Origin of the sequence: Streptomyces inusitatus, from assembly GCF_014651115.1 — a bacterium.
Lineage (GTDB): Bacteria > Actinomycetota > Actinomycetes > Streptomycetales > Streptomycetaceae > Streptomyces > Streptomyces amakusaensis.
Genome location: NZ_BMWG01000041.1, coordinates 1 through 24,747 on the forward strand (window position 1 = coordinate 1; position 24,747 = coordinate 24,747).

The following is a 24,747-nucleotide window of genomic DNA, read 5'->3' on the forward strand; positions in this document are numbered from 1 at the left end:
CGGAGAAGTTCGGCGGTGACAGCGTGACCGAGACCCGCCGCAATGTCACCTCGTACCTCGACAGCCTCTGGCCCGTCTAGAGCGGCGCGGCCCGTCAACGCCCCGGGCGGCGGGATGAATTCCGCCGCCCGGGGTCACCAGGCCTCCGGCGCCCGCCCTCCGACGTCCGTCCTCCGGCGTTCCGAGAACATCGCGCAATCGACCGGAAATCGCCCTGGTGTTCCATCCGCTGATGATCAAGAAGGTAGCCTGCGTCGGCTTTTCCTGATTGATCATCAGTGTGAGGGGACTCCTGGATGAACCGCATAAGCACCGTACTGGCCGCGCTCGGTATGACCGCAGGCCTGATGACGGCCCCCGCCGCGACCGCCGCCGCCGCGCAGCCGGCGGGCGAGAGGCCCGCCGCCTCGGCCAAGAAGAACGAGCCCTGCACCGGCGAGTTCCGCGGCGACGCGCGCCTGGGCCCGAAGTACCTCCCCAAGAAGAACCTCGCACCGGTCGGCCCGCTGCTGAAGGGCTATCAGCGGACCGGCGACCTCAAGCCGGCCGCCTTCCTCAAGAAGTACTGGGAGGGCCCCGCCGAGTCCGGCGGCTGGAAGTACCCGCCCAACGACGGCTTCGGCGAGGTCAACGGCGAGATCGACAAGGAGCCCACCAAGCTCCGTCCCGGCCAGCGCCTGGACCGCTTCGGCTCCGAGTACGGCGGCTATCTCGCCCCGGCCGGCGACTCCTACGCCGAGCGCGCGCTGCCCCCGCAGAACCTCAACACCCGTGACGCCGCCGTCGCCTGCGACTACCGCGTCTACAAGGTCACCAAGGCGTTCTGGGTGTGGCAGGGCAGCATCGCCCCCTGGTTTGAGCAGCCCGGCGGCGGCCAGCAGATCAAGCTGGACCCGGTCTTCCTCAACCCCGGCCAGGACCAGCGGCTCAACGTCAAGTGGCTGCTGGAGCGCGGCTACCTCGCACCGGCCGCCTGAGCCGGGATGAACCGCCACGGGGCACGGGCCGCGCTGATCGCCGCGGGGGTCGCCGACGGCCACTACCGCATCGAGGGGGTCCATGAGCCCACGCCCACACCCCCCGACTTCCTCTTCCTGCGGAGCGCCCCGGACGGCGCGTGGGAGACCGGGGCCTACGAGCGGGGCGTCCACCAGGTCCTCGCCCGTCACCCGGGCGAGGCCGAGGCCTGCGCCCATCTGCTGCGACTCCTCCTCTGAGAACCCTTGCGGATCCCTCTCGCGGAGCCCCGCCGTCCGTTGGCCCCCTCGTGGACGAGGGAAAGCCCGGACCACTGGGCCATTGGCCCAGTGGTCCGGGCGGCTCTTGAGCCATTGCCCCCTCGGATGCTTTTCTGTGCGGTATCCATGCACAGATCGGCGCCGCGCAGCGCCGGACGGCGACGAAGCCGGCCCCGGAGCGCGGCGCCTTCGTCGTGCCGTCGAGCCCCCACCATCCCCGGGCGGCCCCGGCGGCCCGGCGAGAGGCGAGACAAGGGGGCGGCCGACCGCCGTGAAGAGGATGTTCGTGGCCCCGGACCCGGGGCGTCTCAGGCTCAGAAACGCGAGCCGCGCCGTCATCGGCGTCGGGCTCGCCGTCGCAGCCTCGGAGCTGGCAGGGCTCTCGCTGACCGCCTCCATCACCGGAGGGCTGGCGGCCCTGCTCGCCCTCTTCACCGTCGCCGACGCCACCGTGCGCGCCCAGGCGAGGACCACCGCCCTGCTCCCGGCCGCCGGATTCCCCGTCCTGGCGCTGGCCGCCACCCTGCACGGCGTCCCCCTGGTCCGGGACGCCGTCATCCTGACCATCGTCTTCGCGGGCGTCTACGCCCGCCGCTGGGGCCCGCGCGGCCACGCGCTGGGCATCTTCGCGTTCATGATGGCCTTCGTCACCCAGTTCCTGCACGCCGTCCCGGCGCAGCTGCCCGAGCTGTACGCCGCCACCGGCCTGGCGCTGGCCGTCGCCGCCCTGGTGCGGTTCGCGCTCTGGCCCATCGAGCGCTCCACCCCGCCCGCCGCCGCGCCCCCGCCGCTGCCCGGCACCGGTCTTGCCCGCCCCACCACCCGCCAGGCCTTCCAGGCCACCGCCGCCTGCGCCCTCGCCCTCGCGCTGGGCCAGCTCCTCTCCGACGAGCGCTGGTACTGGGCCGTCGGCACCGCCTGGTGGATCTTCGTGAACACCGTGTCGCGCGGCGAGACGCTGGTACGCGGCTTCCGCCGGGTGCTGGGCACGGTCGTCGGCGTCGTGGTCGGCGCGCTGATCGCCATCCCGCTGCAAGGGGCCCCGCTGCCCTCCGCCGCCCTGGTCGCCCTGTGCGTCTTCGGCATCTTCTACACCGCCGCGGTCTCCTACAGCTGGATGATGGTCGCCGTGACGCTGATGGCGGGGCTGCTCTACGGCCTGCTGGGCGTCCTCGACCCCGCCCTGCTCGTCCTGCGCCTCCAGGAGACGGCGATCGGCGCGCTGGGAGCCGCGCTCGCCGTGGTCCTCGTACTGCCGGTCACCACCCACACCACCAACGACGCGTGGATCCAGCGCGCGCTGCGCTGCGTACGCGCCGCCGCCTCCGCCTCGGTCCAGCGGCTGGCCGGCGACCGGGGGGCCGACCCCGCCCCGCACATCGCCGAACTGGAACTGCTGCTGGGACGGGTACGCCTCTCCCTCGCCCCGCTGGTCCATCCGCTCAGCCCCTACCGGGGCCGCAAGGCACGCGCCCGCAGGGTGCTGGCCCTCCTCGACGAGTGCGCGGCCGAGCTGCGCGGCCTGGTCGCCGCGGCGGCCGACCCCGAGACCGGCCACGACGCCCGGCTCGCGGCGGCCTGGTGGCGGGTGGAGGCCGCCGTCGAGGCCCTGACCTCCCCGGGCGCCGGCCGGGCGGCCGGCACGGCGGGCCTCGTGCCGCACCCGGCCCCGGCCGCCGACGGCCCAGCGCTCACCCATGTGCGAGGGCTGGAACGGCTGCTCTCCGAACTCTTCGAGCCCCTGCGCACCCCGCCGACCGCCCCGGCGGCCGGTTCCTGAGACGTCCCGCCCGCGTTCCCCGCGAGCCCCCCGGAGCCCGCCCGCGAGCCCGCCCGCGAGCCCGCCCGCGAGCCCGCCAGGGAGCCCTCGCCGGGGCCGAGTGCAGACAGTTGGTCTAGACCGCTGCTACCGTCTGCCGGGCCAACGAACGATCAGTGAGGGGAAACACTGTGGGCGACAACAGCGCCGGACGGGCATTCATAGGGTCGTTCACCTCGGCGGGCGGGCGCGGGATCATCGCCGCCGACGTCGACGCGGAGACCGGTGCGCTGACCGAGACGGGGGCCAGTGACACCGTCGCCGACCCCTCGTACCTCGCCCTCGCCACCGACGGACGACCGGTGCTCTACGCCGTCTCCGAGACCGAGGACGGCGCGGTCGCCGCCTTCGACGTACGGGACGGCACCCCCCGGCAGCTCGGCGCGAGGGTGCCGGTGGACGGCGCGAGCCCCACCCATCTCGCCGTCGTCGCCGGCCATGTGCTCACCGCCAACTACGGCTCCGGCAGCGTCAGCGTGCTCCCCCTGGACGAGGACGGCGTACCGGACGCCCCCACCGCGGTCCTGCGCCACGAGGGCTCGGGCCCCGACCCCGACCGCCAGCTCGGCCCGCACGCCCACCAGGTGCTGCCCGACCCCAGCGGCCGCTGGACGCTCGCGGTCGACCTCGGCACCGACTCCGTGTGGATCAGCGCCGTCGACCCCGCGACCGGCGAACCGGCCCCGCACGGCGAGACCGCCCTGCGCCCCGGCACCGGCCCGCGCCATCTGGCCTTCCACCCGTCCGGCGGCCATGTCTATGTGCTGAACGAGCTGGTGCCCACCCTCACCGTCTGCCGCTGGGACCCCGAGCGCGGGCTGCTGGAGCCGGTCGGCGAGACCTCCGTGCTCCCGGACGGCGCCGCGGGCCCCGCCTACCCGTCCGAGGTCGTCGTCTCGCACGACGGACGGTGGCTGTGGGCCGCCAACCGGGGCCACGACAGCATCGCCGTCCTCGCGCTGGACGGGAGCGGCGAGCGGCCCGAGCTGGTCACCACCGTGCCCTGCGGCGGCCACTGGCCGCGCGACCTGGCCCTCGACCCCACCGGCCGCAGGCTCTACGCCGCCAACGAGCGCTCCGGCGACGTCACCTGGTTCGACATCGACCCGGACACCGGCGTGCCCCACAAGGCGGGCTCCCTGGCCGCCCCGGCGGCCTCCTGCGTGATCTTCACCCGGCCGCCCCGCTAGCGGCCGTACGGGCCCGTACAGGCCCCGGAACCGTACGGAACGGAGAGGGCCCGCCACCGCTCGAAGCGGCGCGGGCCCTTCTCCGTACCGTGTACTCAGTGCACCGGCGAGCCCTGCGGCTGCGGGGTGATGCCCAGCGTGGTGGCGTACTGCGACAGCACCAGCTTGCCGATCGCCGGGTACGCCCCCAGCGCCTCGGCGGCCGGGCAGCCCGCGTCCTTCACCGCGGCCTCCAGCAGCCCGTCCGGCAGCTCGGGGCCGACCAGATACGGGGCCAGGGCCAGCTGTGTCGAACCGGAGCCGCGCAGCTGATCGGCGATCGCGCCCACCGAGCCCTCGTGGTCGAGCGCCGCCGCCATCACGGGCACGGCCAGCCGGGCGGCCAGCAGCATGCCGGTGATCCCGGCCGCCCGCACGGCCTCGTCCCCGCCGACCGTCGCCAGGATGATCCCGTCGGCGGCGGTGGCCACGGTGAACAGCCGGGCGCGGTCCGCCCGCGCCAGCCCCGCCTCCGACAGCCGCACATGCACGGCCTCGGCGAGCAGCGGATGCGGACCGAGTACGTCCGTCAGCTCGGCCGGAGCCCCGCTCTCCATGACGCCCTGGCGGATCCGCCGCATCAGGACATTGTCGGGGCCCGCGAGCAGCGGCACCACGACCGCCGCCGGACCCTCGGGCTCGGCGACCTCACGGCCCGCCGCCCGCGCGATCTGGTACCGCTCGGTGCGCCGGGCGGCCGTGTGCGCGAGGACCTGCTGAAGGCTGGGGTACTCGGCGTCCTCGCTGTCCAGGTATCCGATGCCGACCTCAAGGCCGGGCAGCTCGGACCGCGCGATGCTTATGGTCTCTTCGGCCAGGCCGCGGGTCGAGGGCGAGGGGGCGCCGGGCACGGCGAGAATCAGCGCGGGCGCGCCCTCGGGGGCGGCCACGGGTTCCGGTCGGCGGTGCCGTCCGGACTGACGAGGTCGCGGCATTCGTACAGGCAGGCCGGACGCGGGCCCAGTGGGGGAGCTCATGGCGCGGCATGTTACTGGCTTTGAGGGCGTGACTGTTCGGGGAGGGGGTGGTCAAGTGTCATCTGTCCGTATTTATCCGATGGATATCGTCTGTCTGGGTGCTCTGTGACCCATCGTCTTATCTGCCCTGCTCTGTTGGCACATGAAGCAGCGTCGGATGGCGCGGCAGCCGCAGCGAGCCCCCGGCGAGCGCGGACGCCAGCAGCACCGCCCCGGCGAGCGGGTCCCCGGCCGCGGTCACCGTCCGCGCGCCGGGCAGCAGCGCGGCCGTCTCCGCGCGCAGCGGAGCGAGCAGGGGTTCGCCCATCGCGAACAGACCACCCGTCAGCGCGACCTCCCGCACCGCCCCGTCCCCCGGGGGCGGGCACACCGCCTCGGCGGCCTCGGCGATCTGACGGGCCGCCAGCGCGAGGATCCCGGCGGCCCGCTCGTCCCCGGCCGCCGCGCAGCGGCCGACCTCCGGCGCGAACGAGGCCAGCACCGCGGGCCGGTCGGTACGCGGATACACCCGGCCCGGCAGCTCCCCGGCCGGCCCGAACATCGCCTCGGCGGCGCTCAGCAGGGCGGCGGAGCCGCCGCGCCGCCCGTCGTGGGCGCGCAGCGCGGCCCGCAGACCGGCCTCCCCGATCCAGGAGCCGCCGCCCTCGTCGCCCAGCAGATGGCCCCAGCCGTCGGCCCGCCGCCAGCCGGTCAGATCCGTGCCCAGCGCGATCATCCCGGTGCCCGCCGCCACCACCGCGCCGGGGCGCTGGCCGAGCGCTCCCGCGTAGGCGGTGACGGCGTCCGCCGCGAGCGCGATCCGGCGCACACCCAGCGATTCGGCGAGCGCCCCGGGCAGTTCCGCGCGCAGCCGGCCGCCGAGCGTCGCCATACCGGCCGCGCCGATCGCCGCGGCCACCACGGAGCCGCCGCCGGCGTCCGCCAGCAGCGCCCGCGCCATCGGCGTCAGCCGCTCCAGGAGCTGCCCCGCGTCGATGCCGTCGGCCCCGGTGCGCACCGGCTCCGAGGAGCGCAGCGAATCGCCGCGCCCCGGGTCGGCGGCGTCCGCGAGACGCACCCGCAGCCCCGAGCCCCCGGAGTCCACCCCGAGGACCCAGCGCGCGGTCATGGCAGCAGCCACTCGACCGGCTGGGCCCCCTGGCGTTCGAGCAGCTCATTGGCGCGGCTGAAGGGGCGCGAGCCGAAGAAGCCCCGGTCCGCCGACATGGGGGAGGGGTGCGCGGACTCGATCGCCGGGAGATCGCCGAGCAGCGGGCGCAGATTGCGGGCGTCCCGCCCCCACAGCACCGAGACCAGGGGCTTGCCCCGGGCGGCCAGCGCCCGGATGGCCTGCTCGGTCACTTCCTCCCACCCCTTGCCGCGATGGGCGGCCGGCTTGCGGGGGGCGGTGGTGAGCGCCCTGTTCAGCAGCAGTACGCCCTGGCGGGTCCAGGGGGTCAGATCGCCGTTCGACGGACGGGGGTGGCCCAGATCGGCGTGCATCTCCCGGAAGATGTTGTCCAGGCTCCCGGGCACCGGCCGCACCTCGGGTGCCACCGAGAAGCTCAGACCCACCGCGTGCCCCGGTGTGGGGTAGGGGTCCTGGCCGACGATCAGGACGCGCACCTCGTCGAACGGCTGCTGGAAGGCGCGCAGTACATTCGCTCCGGCGGGCAGATACGTCCGCCCCGCCGCGATCTCGGCACGCAGGAAGTCGCCCATCGCGGCGATACGTTCGGCAACCGGCTCCAGGGCCTCGGCCCAGCCCGGCTCGATGATGTCCTTCAAAGGTCGTCGCGCTGTCACGAAGCGTCACTCTACTGGGGCAATGCCGCCACCCGTCCCGCCCGGTACGAGATCCATCAAACTACGAGAAGTTTCGTACGCTGGGACATCGGGCCCACCGGCCCGGAACGACGGAATGGAGCTGCCGTGCGAACCACGACAAACCCCCGCGACCTCACCCACCCCTCACGAGAGGACATCCGCCTGGAAGGCGTCCTCCACGCCCTCTCCGACCCCCTCCGCCTCCGGGTGGTGCACACTCTGGCGGGCTCCCCGGAACAGCTCTCCTGTTCCCATTTCGACCTGCCGGTGACCAAGTCGACCTCCACCCACCACTTCCGGGTGCTCCGCGAGAGCGGCGTCATCCACCAGGCCTACCGCGGCACCTCGAAGATGAACGACCTGCGCCGCGACGACCTCGACGACCTCTTCCCCGGCCTCCTCGACAGCGTCCTCGTCGCGGTCTCCCGCCACTCCCCGACGCCGCCCGGCCGAACCGGGGGTGCGCCCCCGGCGCCGCCTGCGGTATATTGATCTTGTGCTCGCGGCCGCGAAAACCGGCTGAGGGACTCGCGTTGGTGGTCCAAGGAAAGATACCCCGCTTCCCGCGGGGGGATGCAGGTGCAAGGCCTGCCCAGCGCTCCAGTGAAGCCCCGGTCTCCTGAGATGGAGACCGGGGCTTTCCGTTGGGACGCGAGCGCCGCCCGCCCGCCCCGGAGTCGTGCGAGACCCTCAGGCCCAGCCGTGGGCGTGTGGCCACGGCTGGGACAGGTGCGGGCGGGGCGGCTCAGGGCATCGTGGTCGGCAGGCCCGGCTGGCCGACCGCGAGCATGGACACCTGGGCGTCCGACAGCGCCCCCTGGAAGGCCCACAGATCCGAGACCACGCCGCTCCAGTGCGCGCCCCAGCCCTGCGGAGCGGTCCGGCCCCGGCCGAGCTGGAGCGGCTGGGTGGCGGGGAAGACCCCGGCATTCCCGGTCCAGGACCGATCCGGCTCCCCACCGTGGGAGCGGTCCTCCAACCCGCCGTTCACGTACAGGAAGAGCTGCCTGGTCGCACTGTCGTGGACCACGGCCAGATGAGTCCACTCCGTGACGGAGTAGAAGCCGCCGTGCGTCACGGTGACGGGAGACGCGGCCGAATCATCCCGATCGGCGACCGAGGCGCGCCAGCGGCCGGGATCCGTGGCGGGGTCGGCGCCGGGCTCGTAACGGAGCGACAGCGCCTCCCCGTGCGCACCCGGCAGACTCAGCAACGTGACCGGCCCGGAGGGGGTCGAAGGGGCCTTCGCCCAGACCGCGAAGGTGAAGCTGCTGGAGGTGTCCACCGGCAACGGCGTCGTGCCGTAGTCGTCCACACCGTCGAGGACCACCGCGCCGTCGACCCATCCGGCCGGCGGGTCGACCACGACACCGTTGTGCAGACTCATATGACGTCCCCGGGCGGAGTCGTCCGGGGTTGTCGCGGGGGTGCCCCCGGGACCGGTGAATTTCCACCGGCCCTCAACCGACTTGGGTACGGGCACGGTTATGGGCGCGGTGCCCGGCGCGGACGCGTGGGCGGCGCCCGCCGGGACGGACAGGGTCGCCAGCATCACGGCGGACAGCACCGTACCGGCCGCCCGCAAGCGATATGCGGTGCTCATGAACCTCACACCCTCCTCATGGCCGCGCGCCCGGCGGCTGCCGAGCGCGTTGGTGAAGGTGAAACTAGCGAGGCGAGCGCCGACGCCGCCACCGAATTGAGGGGCGCCGGTGCGAGGTGCCGCGGTCAGCCCTGTCCGGCGGCTGCGGCGCTCGGGCGGCCGGTACGGAATTCCCCGGCGCAGACCAGCGCGATCAGGGTGGCGGCGGCGATCCCGAGCAGACCGATCACGGTGTCGGGGCCGAAGCTCTCGCGTGTGATCGCGTGCAGGAACCCTCCCGCGACGGCGAGTTCGCCGAGGCAGAGGACTCCCAGGAGTGCCAGTCGGCCGGTACGGGGGACCCTGGCCCGGGCCTTCTCCCGGCCCAGAAGCAGTACCCCGCCCGTCATGACCAGCATGGTCGCCAGGATCCCCGCCAGTTGGAGGTGGCGGCCCGCGGTGTCCGGATGGGTGTGGTCGATCCCGGCCGTGTCGGCGCCCACGAAGGAGAAGGCCAGGCCCAGGAGTCCGAGGTACACGATCTGGACGATGAGCAGGGCCGAGGCGACGCGTCGGCTCAGCGGGCCGCGGTCACTCATGCGTCGACAGGGCCGACGCGTTCCGACGCCGCCGCCGCGGTGTCCCGCCGATGGCGTGCCGGATGCCCGCCGCGGTAAAGCATCTGCTCACGATCTCCCCTTACTTGTTCATATGAATGTCACATGGCGACCTGGGGGATCTTAAGGCGCTTTATGAGCTGACAGGGTGCCGTGCGGGGTGGAGCACGCGTGCCGCCGCGCATATGCATCACTTGACTGGTTACGTGTTAATTGTGCGAGAAACGGGGTTTCCTCACGCTCATGACCAGGGTGATCCGGGCGAGGCGCTGCCGTATCCGCCGGTCTGGGAGGTCCAGGGCCGTGGCACGGTCACCCGGGCGGGACCGCGGGCAGCGGGGCCGGGGGGCGGGGGGCCGACCTGGTTCGACGTTCGGCTGACCTTCGCCGACGGGGCGCGGATCGATGTGCTCGCGGTGGTGGAGGACGGTCGTATCGCGATCGAGGATCTGTGCGCCGAACCTCCGCTGACCCTGCCGGGGTTCAGCGCTCTGGCCCGCCTCATCGAGACCCCGCTGGCGGACGCCTGCCGCACCGCCGCCACCGCCCCGGAGCCCGTACAGCCCGAACAGCCCGTACCGCTCGCGCTCGTGCCCGCCGAGGAGCCCTCCGTACCGGCCGCCGGGCACCGCAGGCCGCGCCCGGGGCGGCTCAGGGGCCGGACGGTACGCCGGATCGCCGCGGACGCCTATCGGGCCGCGCAGCGGGACGGGGCCGATCCCGTCCTGGCCGTGATGGGCGCGACCGGGCGCAGCCGCCGCAAATCGCTCAGGCTGATCTCCGGGGCCAGGGACGAGGGCTACCTCGCCCCTCGTCACCACCGGCGTTAGCGCCCCGGAGACGGGGGCGGAGGCGGCGGCGGTTCGGCGTCCGTGGCCAGCCGGGCGTGGAGTTCCACATCGTGGCGTACGCCGTCGTACTGGAGCTTCTGGCGCTCCCGCCCCTCCACGGCGAAGCCCGCGGCGCGCGCCACCCCGCAGGAGGCCGGGTTGTTCACACGGTGGCCCAGCTCCAGCCGGAAGAGGTCCGCGTCGTCGAACGCCCAGCGGGCGAGGGCGCGGCAGCTTTGGGAGGCGACACCCCGGCCCCGGGCCGCCGGTACGGTCCAGTAGGAGACCCAGCCGGTGGAGTGACACCGGTCCACCGCGCCCACCGAGACCTGCCCCAGCAGGGTGTCGTCGCCGTCGGCCACGGCGAAGGAGAAGGCGGCACCGAGGGCCCACTCGTCGGCGCGATCCGCGATCCAGCGCTCGGCGGCGGCGGTCGAATCCACCGGACGGCGGCTCTGGCCGCGCATGAGGGGATCGGCGAACGCGGTCGCCACCGGGAGGACGTCCCGGGCCGTCCATCCGCGCAGCACCAGGCCGGAAGGGGTCTCCACGAGATCGCGCACGCCGCGAGTCTCGCTCCTGGACGGGCCCGCTGTCATCCGGGTCTCCGGGTCTCCGGGTCTCCCGGCCTCCGACCGCCGTCGCTGTCGCCGCCGCCGATCGTCCGCTGGCTCACATGTCGCGCATGCGGTCGATCTCGGTGGCCTGGCTCGCGATCACATCGCTCGCCATCTCCTCCACCCGGACGTTCTTCCCGTCCGCGAGCACCTGCGTGGCCATGGTGATCGCCCCCTCGTGGTGAATGATCATCAGCTTCAGGAACAGCTCGTCGAACGCCCTGCCCTTCGCCTCCCGCAACTGCTTCAGCTGCGCCTCGCTCGCCATCCCGGGCATCGCCCCCGCGTCATGGCCGCCGTGGTGCCCGTGGTCCCCGTGCCCCTTCCCGCTCTTCGCGGTGTGGCCGCCGTGGCTTTTCAGCCAGCCCTCCATGCCGCCGATCTCGGGCTTCTGGGAGGCCGCTATGCGCTCCGCCAGGGCTTTGACCTGCCGTGACTGACCACGGTCGGGCACCAGCGCGGTCATCGTCAGGGCCTGCCGGTGATGCTCGATCATCATGTGTGCGTAGGAGAGGTCGGCATCGTTGGGAGAGTCGTCCGGCAGGGCCTTGCGGGCGTCCTCGGCGGAGAGCGTCCTCGCCGGTTCACCGGGCTTGCCGGGTGCGACCACGGAGGGGCCGACGTCCGCGGCCTTGGGCGGAGCGTCGGAGTCCGACTCGCAGGCTCCGAGGGTCAGTACGGCCGCGAGGACCGCGGGCACGACGGCCAGCGTGCGGGCACGGGGCTTCCAGCGGGGGTTCGCCATGGCGACCTCCTGTGTCATTCGGGGTATTTGACGGCTGTTCGAGTCCGTCCTAACACGGGCTGGAGGCCTCATGATCAAAAAGTTTCATTACGTCTGTGTTGCCATCTATTGAGATGTCCATGCTAGGGAAGATACTGCCGAGATCCGTGAACCGTTCAACCAGGAACGGACTCAAGGGAGGACGCAGTGAGTTTGTTGCACATCAACCGCGTGCGGCGGAGACGACTGGGCGCGGCCACCGCCGCGGCCGGCCTCCTGGCCACGCTGCTGACGGCCGGCCCCGCGCTGGCCAGCCCCGACCCGGGGGACGGCCCCACCCAGAAGGCCAAGGTCTCCTCGGGTCAGCAGGCCGAGGACCGCTCCGCCATCACGAGCGGTGAGATACCCGGCGTGGACGAGATAGTCCACAGCGACAACGTCGAGCACCTCGTCAATATCCCCAAGGGCGCTCTCAAGGGCACCAACACGGACATCTCGTTCCAGGGGAAGTACGCCTACGCCGGCAACTACGACGGCTTCACCATCTACGACATCAGCGACCCGAAGGCCCCGAAGACCGTCTCCGAGGTGCTCTGCCCCGGCGGTCAGCACGATGTCTCGGTCAGCGGGGACCTGCTGATCCTCTCCACCGACTCCTCGCGCAGCGACAACTCCTGCAACAGCACCTCGCAGTCCGCCACGGTGAAGGAATCGTGGGAGGGCATCAAGATCTTCGACATCAGCGACAAGCGGAACCCGAAGTATGTCGCCGCCGTCGAGACCGCCTGCGGTTCGCACACCAACACCATCGTGCCCGAGCGGCGCAATGTGTACGTGTACGTCTCGTCGTACGGGCCCCAGGCGGCGTACCCTGACTGCCAGCCGCCGCACGACGGCATCTCCATCGTCAAGGTGCCGCGCAAGGCCCCCGAGAACTCCCGGGTCATCGACTTCCCGGTGCTCTTCCCGGGCGAGGGCCCGGACGGCGGCGGCAACCCCGGCGCGCCCACCAACCCGGGCGTCTCCAAGACCACCGGCTGCCACGACATCACCGTGCTGCCCTCCAAGGACCTCGCGGCGGGCGCCTGCATGGGCGACGGCATCCTGTTCTCCATCAAGAACCCGGAGCGCCCGGAGATCATCGACCGGGTCCAGGACAATGTGAACTTCGCCTTCTGGCACTCGGCCACCTTCAACCAGGGCGCCAAGAAGATCGTCTTCACCGACGAGCTGGGCGGCGGCGGCTCGGCCACCTGCAACGCCGAGGTCGGCCCCAACCGCGGTGCGAACGGCATCTACGACATCGTCGGCAAGGGCGACCAGCGCAAGCTGGTCTTCCGCAGCTACTTCAAGATCGACCGCCACCAGGCCGACTCCGAGGTGTGCGTCGCGCACAACGGCTCGCTCATCCCGGTGAAGGGCCGTGACCTCATGGTCCAGGCCTGGTACCAGGGCGGCGTCTCGGTCTGGGACTTCACCGACTCCTCGAAGCCCCAGGAGATCGGCTTCTTCGAGCGCGGTCCGGTCCGCCTCGACCGGGTCACCACCGCGGGCCCCTGGTCCTCGTACTACTACAACGGCCATGTCTACTCCAACGACATCGCCAAGGGCCTCGACGTACTGAAGATCAACGACAAGCGCACCAATCCGGCGAAGCGAATCCGACTGGACGAGCTGAACGCCCAGACCCAGCCCGACTACTTCGACGACGACCACGGCCGCGACGACTGATCGGCCGCACGACCGGTCACCGGTTCGTCGAGCGTTCCGCCGGACGGCTTCCCGTCCGGCGGAACGCCGAGCTCCCAGCCGAGTCCGTACCGCTGGAACAGCTCGGCCCGCAGCCGGCGCGGATCCATCGGCACCCCCGGCAGCACGATCGCGAAGACGGCCCCCATCAGCAGGGCGCGCAGCAGCGGGTAGTCCTCGTCCGCCGGGCCCCGGCCGTACCGCTCCACCGCGCCCCGCAGCAGGGCCGCCAGCCGCTGCTGCTCGGGGCACTGCACAAAGCCCTCGGCCTGAAGAACCCCCGACATATGAGTCCGCATCAGCGTCGGACGGTCGACCGCGAGCCCCAGCACGGCGTCTATGGCCCGCGCCAGCAGCTCGTCGCCGTCCTCGCTGCGCGGCTCGCGGCACAGCGCGGCCTCCAGCGTCCGGTGCATCAGCCGGTGCACGGCCGACTGCAACAGCTGCCGCTTTCCGGGGAAGTAGTACGAGACCAGACCGCGCGCCGAGCCCGCCCGGTCGGCGATGTCGGCCAGCGTGGTCGCCTCGTACCCCCGCTCGCCGACCAGCTCCACCGTCGCTTGGAGAAGCCGCTCGCGGGAACGTCTGCGCATCTCTTCATTGACCGATGGACGCCGCGGGGACATGCTTGACTCCTGCGTTGACTGGCTCTGAGCCAATATACTCAGCGCGATACGCCGAAAGGGCCCGAAAGCCGGTTCGGCGTGGGCTTGTTCCGGTCCGGACGACGCGGGGGATCGTCCGGCCCGGGACGGTCCGGACTCCGGGCCCGGACCTGGGTCTGGTCCCGGATCTGGGCTTGGGCCCGGACCCGCCGGACCCCCGGGTCAGCGGCGGGAGCCGGCCGTTCGCCGGTGGACGGTGATGGAGAAGGTGACCAGAGCGGCCCCCATCAGCCAGCCCGCCAGCACATCCGTGGGCCAGTGCACCCCGAGATAGAGCCGGGTGAGGCCGACCCCGAGCACGGAGACGACGACCGCCGCCCACCCCCAGAGCCGGGCACGGGCCGAGGCCCCCCGCCGTACGAGCACCCACAGCAGCAGACCGCAGACGACGGTGGCGGTCATCGCGTGGCCCGAGGGAAAGGCCGCGTAGTGCGCCGAGTCGACCGGGTCCGGCCACTGGGGACGCTCCCGGCCCACGGACGCCTTCAGGGTCTGCTGGACCGCGGAGCCCAGGAGCGTCGTCCCGGCGATCCAGCCGGCGAACAGCCGCTCCCCCCGGTACCACAGCCACACCACGACCACCGCGATCAGCACCCGCATCGTCCATGGATCCCACACCCAGTCGGTGAGGATCCGATTGACGTGAACGACCCCCGGATGCTCCACCGCCGAGCGGTGCAGGGCCTCGGCCACCCACCGGTCGAACGAGATCAGCGGCGACCAGGAGACGGCGACCAGGGTCAGCAGCACGGCGGAGAGCACGGCCAGGACCGCGCTCGTCCGGGCCGGCCCGCCACCGCCGGTCGGAGGCCGAGAGGGCGGGGAAGCGGGGGGCACCGGTCGCGGGGAAGACATGGAGGCGATCATTCCTGTCGTAGAGAAGTGGAGCCGGCGCGCCGGTCCGTGAGTGTCGCATTCCGGCCGCCGCTCCTCCCCGCATTCCCCGGCGCGGCGGACGCAGTCGCTTCGGGGGCGTACGACACGGCCTAGGCCAGCGCGCGCATCGCCGGTACGAAGGCCACCAGCAGGGGCACCACCGGCACCACCGCCGCCGCGGCCGTCAGCCGCAGCCGGTGGCCGGGGGTGAGTCTCGGCGTCGCCGAGAGGAGCCGGTCCACCCGCCGGGGCAGCTGGGCCTCCGGAGTGCCGCAGGGGCCGAAGACACCGCGGTCCTCGTTGAGACCGACCAGCGCCAGCGCGGTCGTCAGCCGACCGAACCGCTTGGAGGCCATGTCGTCGGCGGCCAGCTCCACCAGCCGGTGCATCTCGTCGCGGAACGCGGCGAACACCGGGATCCGCGGAAACCCGTTGGCCAGCGCGGCGGAGCAGTGCAGCAGCCAGTCGTGCCTGGCCCGCGCGTGTCCCTGCTCATGGGCGAGTACGGCGTCGAGCTGACGGCCCTTCAGCCGGTGCAGCGCGGCGGTGGTGATGACCAGCCGGGGAGAGGCGCCCGGCAGCCACCAGGCGTCCGGCCGCTCGCCCTCCAGCACCACCAGACGCTCGCTGCGCGGCTGCTCGCCGGGGAGCAGCGGGGAGCGCACCAGCAGCTCCGTGCGCCGTCCGCGGCGGCGGGCCCGGGCGTCGCGGATCTCCCGGGTCAGCATCGCGGCGGTCCACACCCCGCCTGCCGCCAGCACCACCGCGAGGACGGCGGGCCACGGCTCGTCCGTGCCCAGGGCGTACGCCTCCACCACCGCGCGGGGCGCGGGCGCGAAGACCTGCCCGCGCACCAGCTGCCAGGCGGCGGCCGCGCTGAAGGTCATGGACAGCGCGAACGACAGCAGCACCGCCGCCACCACGCACTGCCACACCCACAGCGCCACGATCGGCTCGCGTTCCGACCAGTCGGCGCGCGACACCAGACGCGGGGCGAGCACGGCGGCCAGTGCGCCGAGCGACAGCAGCACGAGGGAGACCAACATGCGATCACCCTATGAGGGCCGGACTACCTGCGGGTACGGCGCGGCGGGGCAAGTGACGCACGACACGTTTCCCTGGGTCGTGCCCTCAGAGGGCGAGCAGCATCGCCAGCATCGCGACCCCCATCGCCAGCCGGCAGGCCCCGACCAGCCCCGGGCCGCGTTCCGGGGCCGCCGCCCCGTACGGAGGAGGCGCGGACGCGGGTACGAGGCGTGCGCCCGAGCGCAGCACATGGACGGTGTAGTAGCCGAGCAGCGCGCCGGTCACCAGCGGGACCCCGGCGGCCGAGTGCCCGGCGTGGGCGGTGCCGGGCATCATCGCCACGGCCATGTAGACCATCGTGAGCGAGCCGACGAGATGGTGGAGATGACGGCTTCCGCCGCGCCCGGCCGACCACAGTCCGGCGAGGGCCGCGCCGCCGAAGAGGACCGCGTACAGCGGCCAGATCCACCCGGGGAGGGCGAGCCCCGACGACACGGGCACGGCCATCGCCGCCATGCCCAGGCCCATCAGGGCCTCGTTCCCCGCCGTCGCGCGGGCCGCCCCGGAGCAGCCGCGCATCCGCGCCAGACAGTATCCGCCGGCCGTCCCGCAGAGCGCGACGAGCAGCCATCCGGACAGCGCGGGTCCGTGCACGGAGACCCTCCCCCTCGTCGGAGCCGACGGCCGACGGGTCGATGCCCGCCCCCGGCGGGGGCACACACCGGCGCACAGGGGTGTCTTCGGAGCGCAGGGCGCGGCCCGGCCGCGCACCCCCGCCCGGCGGCCGTCCCTCTCGCCCCTCTCGTCTCCCTCGCCTCAGGGGCGGTAGCGGAGCGGATGCCCCTCGGGCACCTCCACCACCCCGATCCGGTGGCCGTCCGGGTCGGCGATCCACATCTCCACCAGCCCCCAGGGCTCCCGCACGGGCGGCCGGAGCACCTCGACGCCCCTGGCCGACAGCTCGGTGTGGACCGAGGCCACATCCTCGACCTGGAGCCACAGCTCGACCCCGGCCGCCGCGGACCCGTCCGCCGAGCGCCCGGACAGCTCCAGGAAGCCGCCGCCCAGGAAGTAGACCGTCCCCCGCTCGGGTCCGGTGCCGAACTCGCGGTAGACCGGCAGGGCGAGCGTCCGCCCGTAGAAGGCTCTGGACCGGTCCGGGTCGACAGGACGCACGATGATCCGGCTGCTCAGTACATGCACCATGAACCAACCCCAACCGTAGACGCGTCCCTCGATCCGTACCCGGCGAGGCGCACCCCGTACCCTCGTTGAGTTCCCCGGGACCGGGGCGCACGCGGATCAGCGCGTGGACATCGGCGCGCGGAGCGCACACAGAGCAACGGCACGCAGATCGGACCGTCATGGGAGAGCCGAGCATGGACATCGCACCGCCCCGGAACCCGGCGAACGAGGGTGAACCCACCTTCCGCGACGCCGTCGACACCGATGTCCCGGCGCTGCTCGCGCTGATCCAGTCCGCGTACCGGGGCGAGAGCAGCCGCCGGGGCTGGACCACCGAGGCCGACTTCCTCGACGGCGGCCGGATCGACGCCGCCGGAGTGCGCGCGATCATCCACGGCGCGGACAGCCGGCTGATCGCGGTGGAGCGGGACGGCCGGATCGTCGCCTGCTGCCAGCTGGAGCACCGGGGCGAGGCGGCCTATTTTGGCCTCTTCGCGGTGGACCCCGGGCTCCAGGCCGCCGGTCTCGGCCGCCGCGTCCTCGCCGAGGCCGAGCGCACCGCCCGTGAGAGCTGGGGCGTGCGCGGTATGCAGATGACGGTGATCTCGGTACGGGAAGAGCTGATCGCCTGGTACGAGCGCCGGGGATACCGCCGTACGGGAGAGCTGAGCCCCTTCCCCTACGAGGAGGAGACCGCGGGCCTGCCGCTCCGGGACGACCTCGCCTTCGAGCTGCTGGTCAAAGAACTGCACTGACCCGGCGCCCGAATCCGCGGGCCCGCCCGGCCGCCGGAAGGCGCCCGGCGGGCCGCGGGCGGCCGGGTCAGGCCGTGAACCGGCCGGTGCGCCGGATCTCGGGGAAGTCCGTGGTCGCGCCGTCGAGTTCGAGAGCGCGGGCCAGCCGCAGATGCCCCTGGGTGTTCACCACCCAGCCGATCACCTCGATCCCCTCGCCGTGCGCCTTCTCCACGGTCTCCAGGGTCAGTCTGCGGATGTTCAGGGCGAGCGCGCCCGCGCGTACGGTCTGGGCGCGCCGGACGATGTCCTCGCCCCAGCGGCTGGCGATGAGCACCGTCCGCACACCGGGCACCAGGGCGGAGATCTCCGCGACCGCCTCGTCGTGGAAGGAGGAGACGGTGACCCGGCCGGCGAGATCGTGGCGGATCATCGTCTCGGCCAGCGCCCTGGCGGCGGCCACATCCTTGATCTCGGCCTGGAGCGGGGTTCCCACCGCGCCCAGCACCTCGTCGAAGAGCGGCACCCGCTCACCGCCGCCCGCGTCCAGCTCCCTCAGCTCGGCGAGGGTCTTCTCGGCGATCGGGCCGGATCCGTCGGTCGTCCGGTCCACGTCGGCGTCGTGCATGACGACCAGCGCGCCGTCCTTGCTGAGATGCAGATCGAGCTCGATGGCGTCCATACCGCAGCGCTCGGCACGGACGAACGAGCGCAGGGTGTTCTCCGGCTCGACGCCCATGACCCCGCGATGACCGATGGTGAGGAAAGTCAAGATTCTCTCGCTTCCGTCGACGGCGGCATCCGGGCGGCGCGGCCCAGCGCGCCGTCCGGCAAGGACGCAGCCTAGTGGCCGCGCCGGGCGTGGCAACCGTGCGCGCACATCCAGTGCGGACGGGCGCGAGCGCCGGTACGGCACTGCCCGCCGAGGCCCGCGGATACTCCCGGGCCAGGGGCTCTTCACCCGCGCGTGGGCGTGTTCCGGTCCGCGTTGACAAGCGCGGAAGCCTTCGCGGCCGTCTCCGCTGACAGTAAAAGTTTCGGTGATCATGGGGGGTGCGCAGGATAATTTCTTTACACCTACTTGTCCGGAAGAAGCCGTCATGGATACGGTGTCTTGACGCTAAGTTCTCCCGTGAAGGAAGTGACATGACGGAAATTCTTGTGCAGGCAGCCGCAGGCGCGGCCATATCCACCGGCGACCGAGTGATCGACCACCCGGCCTGGCCCCGGCTCAAGAATGCCGTCACGGAGATCAGGCCCTGGCAGTCCGCCGACGGCTCCATCGACTTCGACGCCGAGGGCGCGCCCACCCGCCGGGCCGCCGAGGAGACGCTGAGCCGGGTCACGGCCGCCGTCGAGGAGCTCTCCCCGCTGCTTCCCCACGACGCCGAGTACCACCGCGCCCTCGTCGCCGACCTGCGCGCCTGGGCCGACAGCGCCTTCGACGTCCCCGACTTCCTGGACTCGCTGCTCGCCTTCCAGCCCGCCGCCGCCCGCGCCGACGGCCTCCAGCACCTCGTCGTCTTCCCCATGTACACGCAGAACGGCAACCCGGACCGCAATCTGGAGGCCGTCGTCCTGCGCATGGTCTGGCCCGACTGGCTCGCCGAGCTGGAGCGCACCCGCTACGACAACCCGCTCTTCTGCGGCATCACCTTCGAGGACTTCACCGCGGGGTACGACACCAACTCGGCGGTCCTCTTCCCGGAGACCATCGCCGTCCGCGAGGCCCCCGAGCGCTTCACCTGGGGCGGCATCTTCTGCGACCGCGAGGCCGCCCGCTTCCGCGCCGTGACCGCCGCCGCCGTGGACGTGCTCGGCGTCGAGCTGCCCGAGGACATCCAGGAGATGGTCGGCGACCAGCAGCGCTGCCAGGAGGCCTTCGTCCTCTGGGACATGGTCCACGACCGCACCCACAGCCACGGCGACCTGCCCTTCGATCCCTTCATGATCAAGCAGCGCCAGCCGTTCTGGATGTACGGCCTCGAAGAGCTGCGCTGCGACCTCACCGCCTTCAAGGAGGCCGTCCGCCTGGAGGCCGACGGCGTCTCCCAGGGCCGCGACGTGCAGTACGCGGTGCTCTTCGACCGCATGTTCCGCTTCCCCGTCACCGGTGAGCGCGTACGCAACTACGACGGCGTCGGCGGCCAGCTCCTCTTCGCCTACCTCCACCAGCACGACGTACTGCGCTGGACGGACAACACCCTCAAGATCGACTGGGAGCGCGCCCCGCAGGTCACCAACCAGCTCTGCGCCGAGATCGAGAAGCTCTACCGCGACGGCATCGACCGGCCCAAGCTCGTCCACTGGTTCGCCGCCTACGAGCTGGTCTCCACCTATCTCGCCCCCCATCCCGGCTCCCGCTGGGCCAAGGGCCCGGACGCCCTCGATCTGACCCAGCCGCCCCGTAAACTCGTAGACGATGTGCTTCCGGACGAATTTCCGCTCAGCATGTTCTATGAGGCGCTCGCCAAGAAGCTGAGGAAAGTGATCGCCTCCACCAAGGGCATCACCGCTGCGGGCCCGGTGGCCGCCGCGACCGCTTCGGGGGCAGCCGCGTGAGCATTGAAACCAAGGAGGCGACGACCATGAAGAACTCAGGCGGTCCGCTGGAGGGCGCCGTCGTCGCGGTCGCCGGAGCGGCGGGACCCGCGGGGCGGGCCGCGCTGCTGCGCCTCGCCGAGGCCGGAGCGATCGTCGTGGCGTCCGACGCCGACCCCGAGCGCCTGGCGTCGGCGGTCGACGCCGCCCGCTACGCGCACGGCGGGGCCACCGTCACCGGAGACACCGTCGATCTGCTCGATCTGGCCGCCACCCGGGAGTGGGCGGACAAGACCGAGAAGGAGTTCGGCAGGATCGACGGACTGGTCCATCTCGTCGGCGGCTGGCGCGGCAGCGCCTCCTTCGCCGAGACCGACCTGGCCGACTGGGACGTACTGGAGCGGCTGCTCATCCGTACCGTCCAGCACACCTCCCTCGCCTTCCACGACGGACTGCTCCGCAGCGACCGCGGACGGTATCTGCTGATCAGCGCCGCCGGCGCGGGCCGCCCCACCGCGGGCAACGCGGCCTACGCCGCCTCCAAGGCCGCGGCCGAGGCCTGGACGCTGGCGCTCGCCGACGCCTTCCGCAAGGCCGGGGGCGAGACGGGGCCGAAGACCGCCGCCGCCATCCTGGTCGTGAAGGCGCTGGTGCACGAGGCCATGCGCGCCGAACGCCCGAACGCGAAGTTCGCGGGCTTCACCGATGTCGACGATCTGGCCGAGGCCATCGTCGGCACCTGGGACCGGCCCGCCGAGGAAGCGAATGGACAGCGCCTGTGGCTGACGCCCCGACCGTGAAGCCCGTGACCACGGCCGCCCGCCGTCACCACGACCCCGAGGTACGCGGTTTCGCCAGCGACAACTACGCGGGCGCGCACCCGGAGGTCATGGCGGCCCTCGCCCTGGCCAACGGCGGCCATCAGGTCGCCTACGGCGAGGACGAGTACACCGACCACCTCCAGCGCGTGATGCACAGCCACTTCGGCCCCGCCGCCGAGGCGTTCCCCGTCTTCAACGGCACCGGGGCCAATGTCACCGCCCTCCAGGCGCTCACCGACCGCTGGGGCGCGGTGATCTGCGCCGAGAGCGCCCACATCAATGTGGACGAGGGCGGCGCCCCCGAGCGGATGGGCGGCCTGAAGCTGCTGACCGTGCCGACCCCGGACGGCAAGCTCACCCCCGAGCTGATCGACCGGCAGGCCTGGGGCTGGGACGACGAGCACCGGGCGATGCCCCAGGTCGTGTCGATCACCCAGAACACCGAACTGGGCACGGTCTACACCCCCGCCGAGGTCCGGGCGATCGTGGAGCACGCCCATGAGCGCGGAATGAAGGTGCACCTCGACGGGGCGCGGATATCCAACGCCGCGGCCTCGCTGGACGTCCCCATGCGGACCTTCACCAACGCCGTCGGCGTCGACGTCCTCACCTTCGGCGGCACCAAGAACGGCATGCTCTTCGGCGAGGCCGTCGTCGTGCTGAACCCGGACGCCGTCAGCCATATGAAGCATCTGCGCAAGCTGTCGATGCAGCTCGCCTCCAAGATGCGCTTCGTCTCGGTGCAACTGGAAGCCCTGCTCGCACGCGATCTGTGGCTCCGCAACGCCCGGCACTCCAACGCCATGGCCCGGCGGCTCGCCGACGGCGTGGGACAGGTCGACGGGGTCGAGATCCTCCACCCCGTACAGGCCAACGCGGTCTTCGCCAGGCTGCCGCACGAGGTCAGCCTGCGGCTCCAGCGGCGCTTCCGGTTCTACTTCTGGGACGAGACCGCCGGCGACGTCCGCTGGATGTGCTCCTTCGACACCACCGAGGACGACGTGGACTCCTTTGTCCAGGCGCTCAAGGAGGAGATGGCCCGCTAGGACCCCTCCTGGATGCATGGATATACGGTCGACCGGAAAATGATTGACTCCGGTCGGCCGTTCTCCATAAACTCCCCGGGCATGGAACTGCTGCAAGAGCTGCCCGATCTCTCCGCGTATCTCGCTGCCGACGAGGTCATCGACCATGAGCACCCGCTGGTTCGCCAAGAGGTCCAGCGCCTCAAGGCCGAGAGCGGCGACGCATACTCATACGCCAAAGCGGCCTTTGAATTCGTCCGGGACGCCATTCCGCACTCCAACGACGCGGGCGATCCCCGCGTCACCTGGCGCGCGTCCGACGTGCTGCGGCTGAAGACCGGCATCTGCTACGCCAAGGCCCACGCCCTCGCCGCCCTGCTGCGGGCGGAGGGGATACCCACCGCCTTCTGCTACCAGAACCTCGGCGTCATCCACGGACTGGTCGCGGTCCGGCTGCCCGGACGGGACGGGCGGGACGGACAGGGCGGCTGGGCGCGGCAGGACCCCCGGGGCAACAAGCCGGGCGTGGACGCGCGGTTCTCACTCGACCGCGAGCGGCTGGCCTTCCCGGTGCGACCGGAGTGCAACGAAGTGGACTATCCAGTGCTGTATGCTGCACCACATCCCGTCGTGCTCCGCGCACTCCAGACCGCGACCGACCGGGAATCCCTCTGGCCGCATCTCCCCACCGAACTGTGAGGCACTCCGGCATGCCGCTCACGCTCACCGTCTCCGACGAGGTCAGGGCCCTCGCGCCCGGCTTCACGCATCTCGCCGTCGAGGCGCGCGGCCTGGTCAACGGGCCCAGCAGCGAGGCGAGTTCCGCACTCCTCGACGACGCCGCCCGCAGGCTCGCGATCCGGCTCGACGGCCGCGCCCCGCACGAGGACCCGCACATGGCCGCCTGGCGCGCCGTGTACACCGCCTTCGGCTCCAAGCCCTCGCGCACCCGCAACTCCGCCGAGGCGCTGGCCAAGAGGGCCCTCGCCGACGGCGGACTGCCGCGCGTCAACGCGCTGGTCGACCTCTACAACGCGATCAGCGTCGCCCATTTGATCCCCGTCGGCGGCGAGGACCTCAACCTCGTCCGGGGCGGAATGCGACTGCTGCGCGCCACCGGCGAGGAGCCGTTCGTCACCGTCGCGGCCGGCGAGGAGACGGTGGAGCACCCCGACGCGGGCGAAGTCGTCTGGTGCGACGACGAGGGCGTCACCTGCCGCCGCTGGAACTGGCGCCAGGGCCCGCGCACCCGGCTCACCGAGGAGACGGTCGACGCGATCTTCCTGCTGGAGGCGCTCGACCCCATGACGGCCGACGCGCTCGAAGCCGCGGCCGCCGAACTGGCCGAGTCGCTGGAGAGGCTGAGCCCCGGGGTGAGCGTCACCCTCCACCCGGCCCGATAGGCGCCGGGCCGCGTACGCCGGAGGCCGCCCCGGAGCAGTGTGCTCCCGGGCGGCCTCCGGCGTACGTGTGCGTATGCGTGCGCGTGGACTCAGCGAGCGCCGCGGATCTCGGCGGGCGATGGCGCGGTGCCCCCGAGGTGCGCGGGCACCCACCAGGTGTCCGAGGCGTCCTTGGGGTGTACGGGATAGGCGCGCTGAGCCGATTCGAGCAGCTCCTGCACCTGCTCCCGCAGCCGGCGGGTGATCGCGCCCGCGTACTGGTCGGCGGGGGCCTCCATCGGCTCGCCCACCCGGATCGTCACCGGGATGTGGCTGCGCTTGAAGTTGCGCGGCCGGCCCTTGGTCCACAGCCGCTGAGTGCCCCACAGCGCCATCGGGATCAGCGGTACGCCCGCCTCCTGCGCCAGCCGGGCCGCGCCCGACTTGAACGACTTCAGGGTGAACGACTCGGAGATCGTCGCCTCGGGGAAGACGCCGACGATCTCGCCCGCCCGCAGCGCGTCCAGGGCGTGCTGATAGGCCGCCTCGCCCTGCTTGCGGTCCACCGGGATGTGCTTCATGCCGCGCATCAGCGGGCCCGAGATCTTGTGGCGGAAGACCGCGTCCTTGGCCATGAAGCGCACCAGCCGCTTCTGGGGCAGGGCGGTGAGGCCGGAGAAGATGAAGTCCAGATAGCTGATGTGGTTGCTGACCAGCACAGCGCCGCCCGAGCGCGGGATGTTCTGCGACCCCTGAGCGTCGATCTTCAGGTCCAGCGCCTTGAACAGGGTGAGAGCGGCGCCGACGACCGGCCGATAGACGAACTCTGCCATCTGGGGAGGACCCTTCTGTCGTGCCCGGGGAGGGTTCGCCCGGTGTAAGTTACGCAGCCGTAGGTTTTCGGCACTGGGGCAGATCGTGCCCCATGTGCGCCGCTCTGACCAGTCCTGGCGGCTCCGGCGGGCGAGATTCTCGTCACGTCGTGCATTTTAAGCCGTTTGTGATGGCAACCCCCATTTGACTCCCCCTGTCAACACGGCTGGGAAGAGGTTGGCAAGGTCACAGTTCCAAGCGCTTGCTTACGGGGTAGGCTGAATTCGTACTGGTGAGTAACATTCCGTTCGGGGCGTCGGTCGCCCCGGCCGGAAATCCCGCCCTTCGGGATCTGAGCCGCCTGCCGAGGCGGGCCCCTGGCCCCGGTCCCGGGCGCGGGGACTCCACAGAGATGACCACTGCTAGGAGGAGAGCCGGCGTGAGCTTGAGGATTGTTGTCTGTGTGAAGTATGTGCCCGATGCGGCGGGGG

The 24,747-nt window shown here is 72.1% G+C and carries 27 protein-coding genes; 13 read left to right on the forward strand and 14 right to left on the reverse strand.

What is annotated here, in order from left to right; genetic code table 11:
- Positions 1-296: 296 nt before the first annotated feature.
- The 4 genes from IE247_RS32990 to IE247_RS33005 all read left to right on the forward strand — a co-directional run bounded on the left by IE247_RS32990 (position 297) and on the right by IE247_RS33005 (position 4,247).
- On the forward strand, positions 297-977 hold the full coding sequence (locus IE247_RS32990) for a TNT domain-containing protein (protein ID WP_190127047.1): 681 nt from the start codon (positions 297-299) through the stop codon (positions 975-977).
- Between the two features lie 6 nt (positions 978-983).
- Complete coding sequence (locus IE247_RS32995) at positions 984-1,217, forward strand: hypothetical protein (protein ID WP_190127048.1); 234 nt, start codon at positions 984-986, stop codon at positions 1,215-1,217.
- A gap of 301 nt (positions 1,218-1,518) precedes the next feature.
- Positions 1,519-3,018, forward strand: a complete 1,500-nt coding sequence (locus IE247_RS33000; RefSeq protein ID WP_190127070.1) for an FUSC family protein — start codon at positions 1,519-1,521, stop codon at positions 3,016-3,018.
- Positions 3,019-3,188: 170 nt separating this feature from the next.
- Positions 3,189-4,247: a lactonase family protein gene (locus IE247_RS33005; protein WP_190127049.1), complete on the forward strand. Its 1,059-nt coding sequence runs from the start codon at positions 3,189-3,191 to the stop codon at positions 4,245-4,247.
- Between the two features lie 95 nt (positions 4,248-4,342).
- Here IE247_RS33005 and IE247_RS33010 read toward each other — a convergent pair whose 3' ends face one another.
- The 3 genes from IE247_RS33010 to IE247_RS33020 all read right to left on the reverse strand — a co-directional run bounded on the left by IE247_RS33010 (position 4,343) and on the right by IE247_RS33020 (position 7,030).
- Positions 4,343-5,263 (reverse strand): sirohydrochlorin chelatase, encoded by a 921-nt coding sequence (locus IE247_RS33010; protein ID WP_190127050.1) that lies wholly within the window; start codon positions 5,261-5,263, stop codon positions 4,343-4,345.
- 118 nt (positions 5,264-5,381) lie between these two features.
- Positions 5,382-6,371 carry an N-acetylglucosamine kinase gene (locus IE247_RS33015; protein ID WP_190127051.1) on the reverse strand — a complete coding sequence of 330 codons (990 nt, stop codon included), beginning with the start codon at positions 6,369-6,371 and terminating at the stop codon, positions 5,382-5,384.
- Entirely contained in the window at positions 6,368-7,030 is a 663-nt protein-coding gene (locus IE247_RS33020) for a uracil-DNA glycosylase (RefSeq protein ID WP_190127071.1), read from the reverse strand. The genes IE247_RS33015 and IE247_RS33020 overlap by 4 nt, the downstream gene beginning before the upstream one ends.
- A 144-nt stretch (positions 7,031-7,174) precedes the next feature.
- Here IE247_RS33020 and IE247_RS33025 point away from each other — a divergent pair, with 144 nt between their 5' ends.
- Positions 7,175-7,561 carry an ArsR/SmtB family transcription factor gene (locus IE247_RS33025; protein ID WP_190127052.1) on the forward strand — a complete coding sequence of 129 codons (387 nt, stop codon included), beginning with the start codon at positions 7,175-7,177 and terminating at the stop codon, positions 7,559-7,561.
- Positions 7,562-7,814: 253 nt separating this feature from the next.
- On the opposite strand, the gene IE247_RS33030 is transcribed toward IE247_RS33025, so the two are convergent.
- The gene (locus IE247_RS33030) at positions 7,815-8,672 is read right to left on the reverse strand and encodes a LamG domain-containing protein (protein WP_190127053.1); all 858 of its coding nucleotides are present in this window, start codon (positions 8,670-8,672) and stop codon (positions 7,815-7,817) included.
- Between the two features lie 125 nt (positions 8,673-8,797).
- Positions 8,798-9,250 (reverse strand): hypothetical protein, encoded by a 453-nt coding sequence (locus tag IE247_RS33035; protein ID WP_190127054.1) that lies wholly within the window; start codon positions 9,248-9,250, stop codon positions 8,798-8,800.
- A gap of 224 nt (positions 9,251-9,474) precedes the next feature.
- Between IE247_RS33035 and IE247_RS33040 the strand changes: the two genes are divergently transcribed.
- On the forward strand, positions 9,475-10,098 hold the full coding sequence (locus IE247_RS33040; protein WP_444545286.1) for a DUF6214 family protein: 624 nt from the start codon (positions 9,475-9,477) through the stop codon (positions 10,096-10,098).
- Here IE247_RS33040 and IE247_RS33045 read toward each other — a convergent pair.
- Both IE247_RS33045 and IE247_RS33050 read right to left on the reverse strand, forming a co-directional pair.
- Positions 10,095-10,661 (reverse strand): GNAT family N-acetyltransferase, encoded by a 567-nt coding sequence (locus tag IE247_RS33045; RefSeq protein ID WP_229869515.1) that lies wholly within the window; start codon positions 10,659-10,661, stop codon positions 10,095-10,097. The genes IE247_RS33040 and IE247_RS33045 overlap by 4 nt on opposite strands.
- Before the next feature lie 109 nt (positions 10,662-10,770).
- Positions 10,771-11,478 (reverse strand): DUF305 domain-containing protein, encoded by a 708-nt coding sequence (locus tag IE247_RS33050; RefSeq protein WP_190127056.1) that lies wholly within the window; start codon positions 11,476-11,478, stop codon positions 10,771-10,773.
- A 168-nt stretch (positions 11,479-11,646) separates the two neighbouring features.
- Between IE247_RS33050 and IE247_RS33055 the strand changes: the two genes are divergently transcribed.
- The gene (locus IE247_RS33055; protein WP_190127057.1) at positions 11,647-13,170 is read left to right on the forward strand and encodes an LVIVD repeat-containing protein; all 1,524 of its coding nucleotides are present in this window, start codon (positions 11,647-11,649) and stop codon (positions 13,168-13,170) included.
- Here the strand turns inward: IE247_RS33055 and IE247_RS33060 are convergent.
- From IE247_RS33060 to IE247_RS33080, 5 genes are all read right to left on the reverse strand, one after another.
- Complete coding sequence (locus IE247_RS33060) at positions 13,137-13,814, reverse strand: TetR/AcrR family transcriptional regulator (RefSeq protein WP_190127058.1); 678 nt, start codon at positions 13,812-13,814, stop codon at positions 13,137-13,139. The genes IE247_RS33055 and IE247_RS33060 overlap by 34 nt on opposite strands.
- Before the next feature lie 201 nt (positions 13,815-14,015).
- Positions 14,016-14,708: a phosphatase PAP2 family protein gene (locus tag IE247_RS33065; protein WP_229869516.1), complete on the reverse strand. Its 693-nt coding sequence runs from the start codon at positions 14,706-14,708 to the stop codon at positions 14,016-14,018.
- A gap of 131 nt (positions 14,709-14,839) precedes the next feature.
- On the reverse strand, positions 14,840-15,775 hold the full coding sequence (locus IE247_RS33070) for a M56 family metallopeptidase (protein ID WP_190127060.1): 936 nt from the start codon (positions 15,773-15,775) through the stop codon (positions 14,840-14,842).
- 85 nt (positions 15,776-15,860) lie between these two features.
- Complete coding sequence (locus IE247_RS33075; RefSeq protein ID WP_190127061.1) at positions 15,861-16,409, reverse strand: DUF5134 domain-containing protein; 549 nt, start codon at positions 16,407-16,409, stop codon at positions 15,861-15,863.
- A 162-nt stretch (positions 16,410-16,571) separates the two neighbouring features.
- The gene (locus IE247_RS33080; protein ID WP_190127062.1) at positions 16,572-16,961 is read right to left on the reverse strand and encodes a VOC family protein; all 390 of its coding nucleotides are present in this window, start codon (positions 16,959-16,961) and stop codon (positions 16,572-16,574) included.
- A 173-nt stretch (positions 16,962-17,134) separates the two neighbouring features.
- Here IE247_RS33080 and IE247_RS33085 point away from each other — a divergent pair, with 173 nt between their 5' ends.
- Positions 17,135-17,695 carry a GNAT family N-acetyltransferase gene (locus IE247_RS33085; protein WP_190127063.1) on the forward strand — a complete coding sequence of 187 codons (561 nt, stop codon included), beginning with the start codon at positions 17,135-17,137 and terminating at the stop codon, positions 17,693-17,695.
- A 67-nt stretch (positions 17,696-17,762) separates the two neighbouring features.
- Here the strand turns inward: IE247_RS33085 and IE247_RS33090 are convergent, their stop codons facing one another.
- Positions 17,763-18,413, reverse strand: coding sequence for a glycerophosphodiester phosphodiesterase (locus tag IE247_RS33090; RefSeq protein WP_190127073.1), 651 nt, complete (start codon positions 18,411-18,413; stop codon positions 17,763-17,765).
- A gap of 407 nt (positions 18,414-18,820) precedes the next feature.
- Between IE247_RS33090 and IE247_RS33095 the strand changes: the two genes are divergently transcribed.
- The 5 genes from IE247_RS33095 (at position 18,821) to IE247_RS33115 (ending at position 23,464) form a co-directional block, all read left to right on the forward strand.
- Positions 18,821-20,236, forward strand: a complete 1,416-nt coding sequence (locus IE247_RS33095; protein ID WP_190127064.1) for a DUF6421 family protein — start codon at positions 18,821-18,823, stop codon at positions 20,234-20,236.
- Between the two features lie 26 nt (positions 20,237-20,262).
- Entirely contained in the window at positions 20,263-21,015 is a 753-nt protein-coding gene (locus tag IE247_RS33100) for an SDR family NAD(P)-dependent oxidoreductase (RefSeq protein WP_190127065.1), read from the forward strand.
- Positions 20,994-22,082 (forward strand): threonine aldolase family protein, encoded by a 1,089-nt coding sequence (locus tag IE247_RS33105; RefSeq protein ID WP_190127066.1) that lies wholly within the window; start codon positions 20,994-20,996, stop codon positions 22,080-22,082. The genes IE247_RS33100 and IE247_RS33105 overlap by 22 nt, the downstream gene beginning before the upstream one ends.
- A gap of 81 nt (positions 22,083-22,163) precedes the next feature.
- Positions 22,164-22,760, forward strand: a complete 597-nt coding sequence (locus IE247_RS33110; protein WP_190127067.1) for a transglutaminase domain-containing protein — start codon at positions 22,164-22,166, stop codon at positions 22,758-22,760.
- 11 nt (positions 22,761-22,771) lie between these two features.
- On the forward strand, positions 22,772-23,464 hold the full coding sequence (locus IE247_RS33115; protein WP_190127068.1) for a B3/B4 domain-containing protein: 693 nt from the start codon (positions 22,772-22,774) through the stop codon (positions 23,462-23,464).
- An 89-nt stretch (positions 23,465-23,553) separates the two neighbouring features.
- Here the strand turns inward: IE247_RS33115 and IE247_RS33120 are convergent, their stop codons facing one another.
- Positions 23,554-24,276 carry a lysophospholipid acyltransferase family protein gene (locus IE247_RS33120; protein WP_190127069.1) on the reverse strand — a complete coding sequence of 241 codons (723 nt, stop codon included), beginning with the start codon at positions 24,274-24,276 and terminating at the stop codon, positions 23,554-23,556.
- Between the last annotated feature and the right edge of the window lie 471 nt (positions 24,277-24,747).

What these genes read in the sequence shown, in the direction of transcription:
- IE247_RS32990 (WP_190127047.1), top strand. Translation starts at nt 297, where the DNA reads ATGAACCGCATAAGCACCGTACTGGCCGCGCTCGGTATGACCGCAGGC.
- IE247_RS32995 (WP_190127048.1), top strand. Translation starts at nt 984, where the DNA reads ATGAACCGCCACGGGGCACGGGCCGCGCTGATCGCCGCGGGGGTCGCC.
- IE247_RS33000 (WP_190127070.1), top strand. Translation starts at nt 1,519, where the DNA reads ATGTTCGTGGCCCCGGACCCGGGGCGTCTCAGGCTCAGAAACGCGAGC.
- IE247_RS33010 (WP_190127050.1), bottom strand. Translation starts at nt 5,263, where the DNA reads ATGAGCTCCCCCACTGGGCCCGCGTCCGGCCTGCCTGTACGAATGCCG.
- IE247_RS33015 (WP_190127051.1), bottom strand. Translation starts at nt 6,371, where the DNA reads ATGACCGCGCGCTGGGTCCTCGGGGTGGACTCCGGGGGCTCGGGGCTG.
- IE247_RS33030 (WP_190127053.1), bottom strand. Translation starts at nt 8,672, where the DNA reads ATGAGCACCGCATATCGCTTGCGGGCGGCCGGTACGGTGCTGTCCGCC.
- IE247_RS33035 (WP_190127054.1), bottom strand. Translation starts at nt 9,250, where the DNA reads ATGAGTGACCGCGGCCCGCTGAGCCGACGCGTCGCCTCGGCCCTGCTC.
- IE247_RS33050 (WP_190127056.1), bottom strand. Translation starts at nt 11,478, where the DNA reads ATGACACAGGAGGTCGCCATGGCGAACCCCCGCTGGAAGCCCCGTGCC.
- IE247_RS33060 (WP_190127058.1), bottom strand. Translation starts at nt 13,814, where the DNA reads ATGTCCCCGCGGCGTCCATCGGTCAATGAAGAGATGCGCAGACGTTCC.
- IE247_RS33065 (WP_229869516.1), bottom strand. Translation starts at nt 14,708, where the DNA reads ATGTCTTCCCCGCGACCGGTGCCCCCCGCTTCCCCGCCCTCTCGGCCT.
- IE247_RS33070 (WP_190127060.1), bottom strand. Translation starts at nt 15,775, where the DNA reads ATGTTGGTCTCCCTCGTGCTGCTGTCGCTCGGCGCACTGGCCGCCGTG.
- IE247_RS33080 (WP_190127062.1), bottom strand. Translation starts at nt 16,961, where the DNA reads ATGGTGCATGTACTGAGCAGCCGGATCATCGTGCGTCCTGTCGACCCG.
- IE247_RS33085 (WP_190127063.1), top strand. Translation starts at nt 17,135, where the DNA reads ATGGACATCGCACCGCCCCGGAACCCGGCGAACGAGGGTGAACCCACC.
- IE247_RS33090 (WP_190127073.1), bottom strand. Translation starts at nt 18,413, where the DNA reads ATGGGCGTCGAGCCGGAGAACACCCTGCGCTCGTTCGTCCGTGCCGAG.
- IE247_RS33095 (WP_190127064.1), top strand. Translation starts at nt 18,821, where the DNA reads ATGACGGAAATTCTTGTGCAGGCAGCCGCAGGCGCGGCCATATCCACC.
- IE247_RS33100 (WP_190127065.1), top strand. Translation starts at nt 20,263, where the DNA reads ATGAAGAACTCAGGCGGTCCGCTGGAGGGCGCCGTCGTCGCGGTCGCC.
- IE247_RS33110 (WP_190127067.1), top strand. Translation starts at nt 22,164, where the DNA reads ATGGAACTGCTGCAAGAGCTGCCCGATCTCTCCGCGTATCTCGCTGCC.
- IE247_RS33115 (WP_190127068.1), top strand. Translation starts at nt 22,772, where the DNA reads ATGCCGCTCACGCTCACCGTCTCCGACGAGGTCAGGGCCCTCGCGCCC.
- IE247_RS33120 (WP_190127069.1), bottom strand. Translation starts at nt 24,276, where the DNA reads ATGGCAGAGTTCGTCTATCGGCCGGTCGTCGGCGCCGCTCTCACCCTG.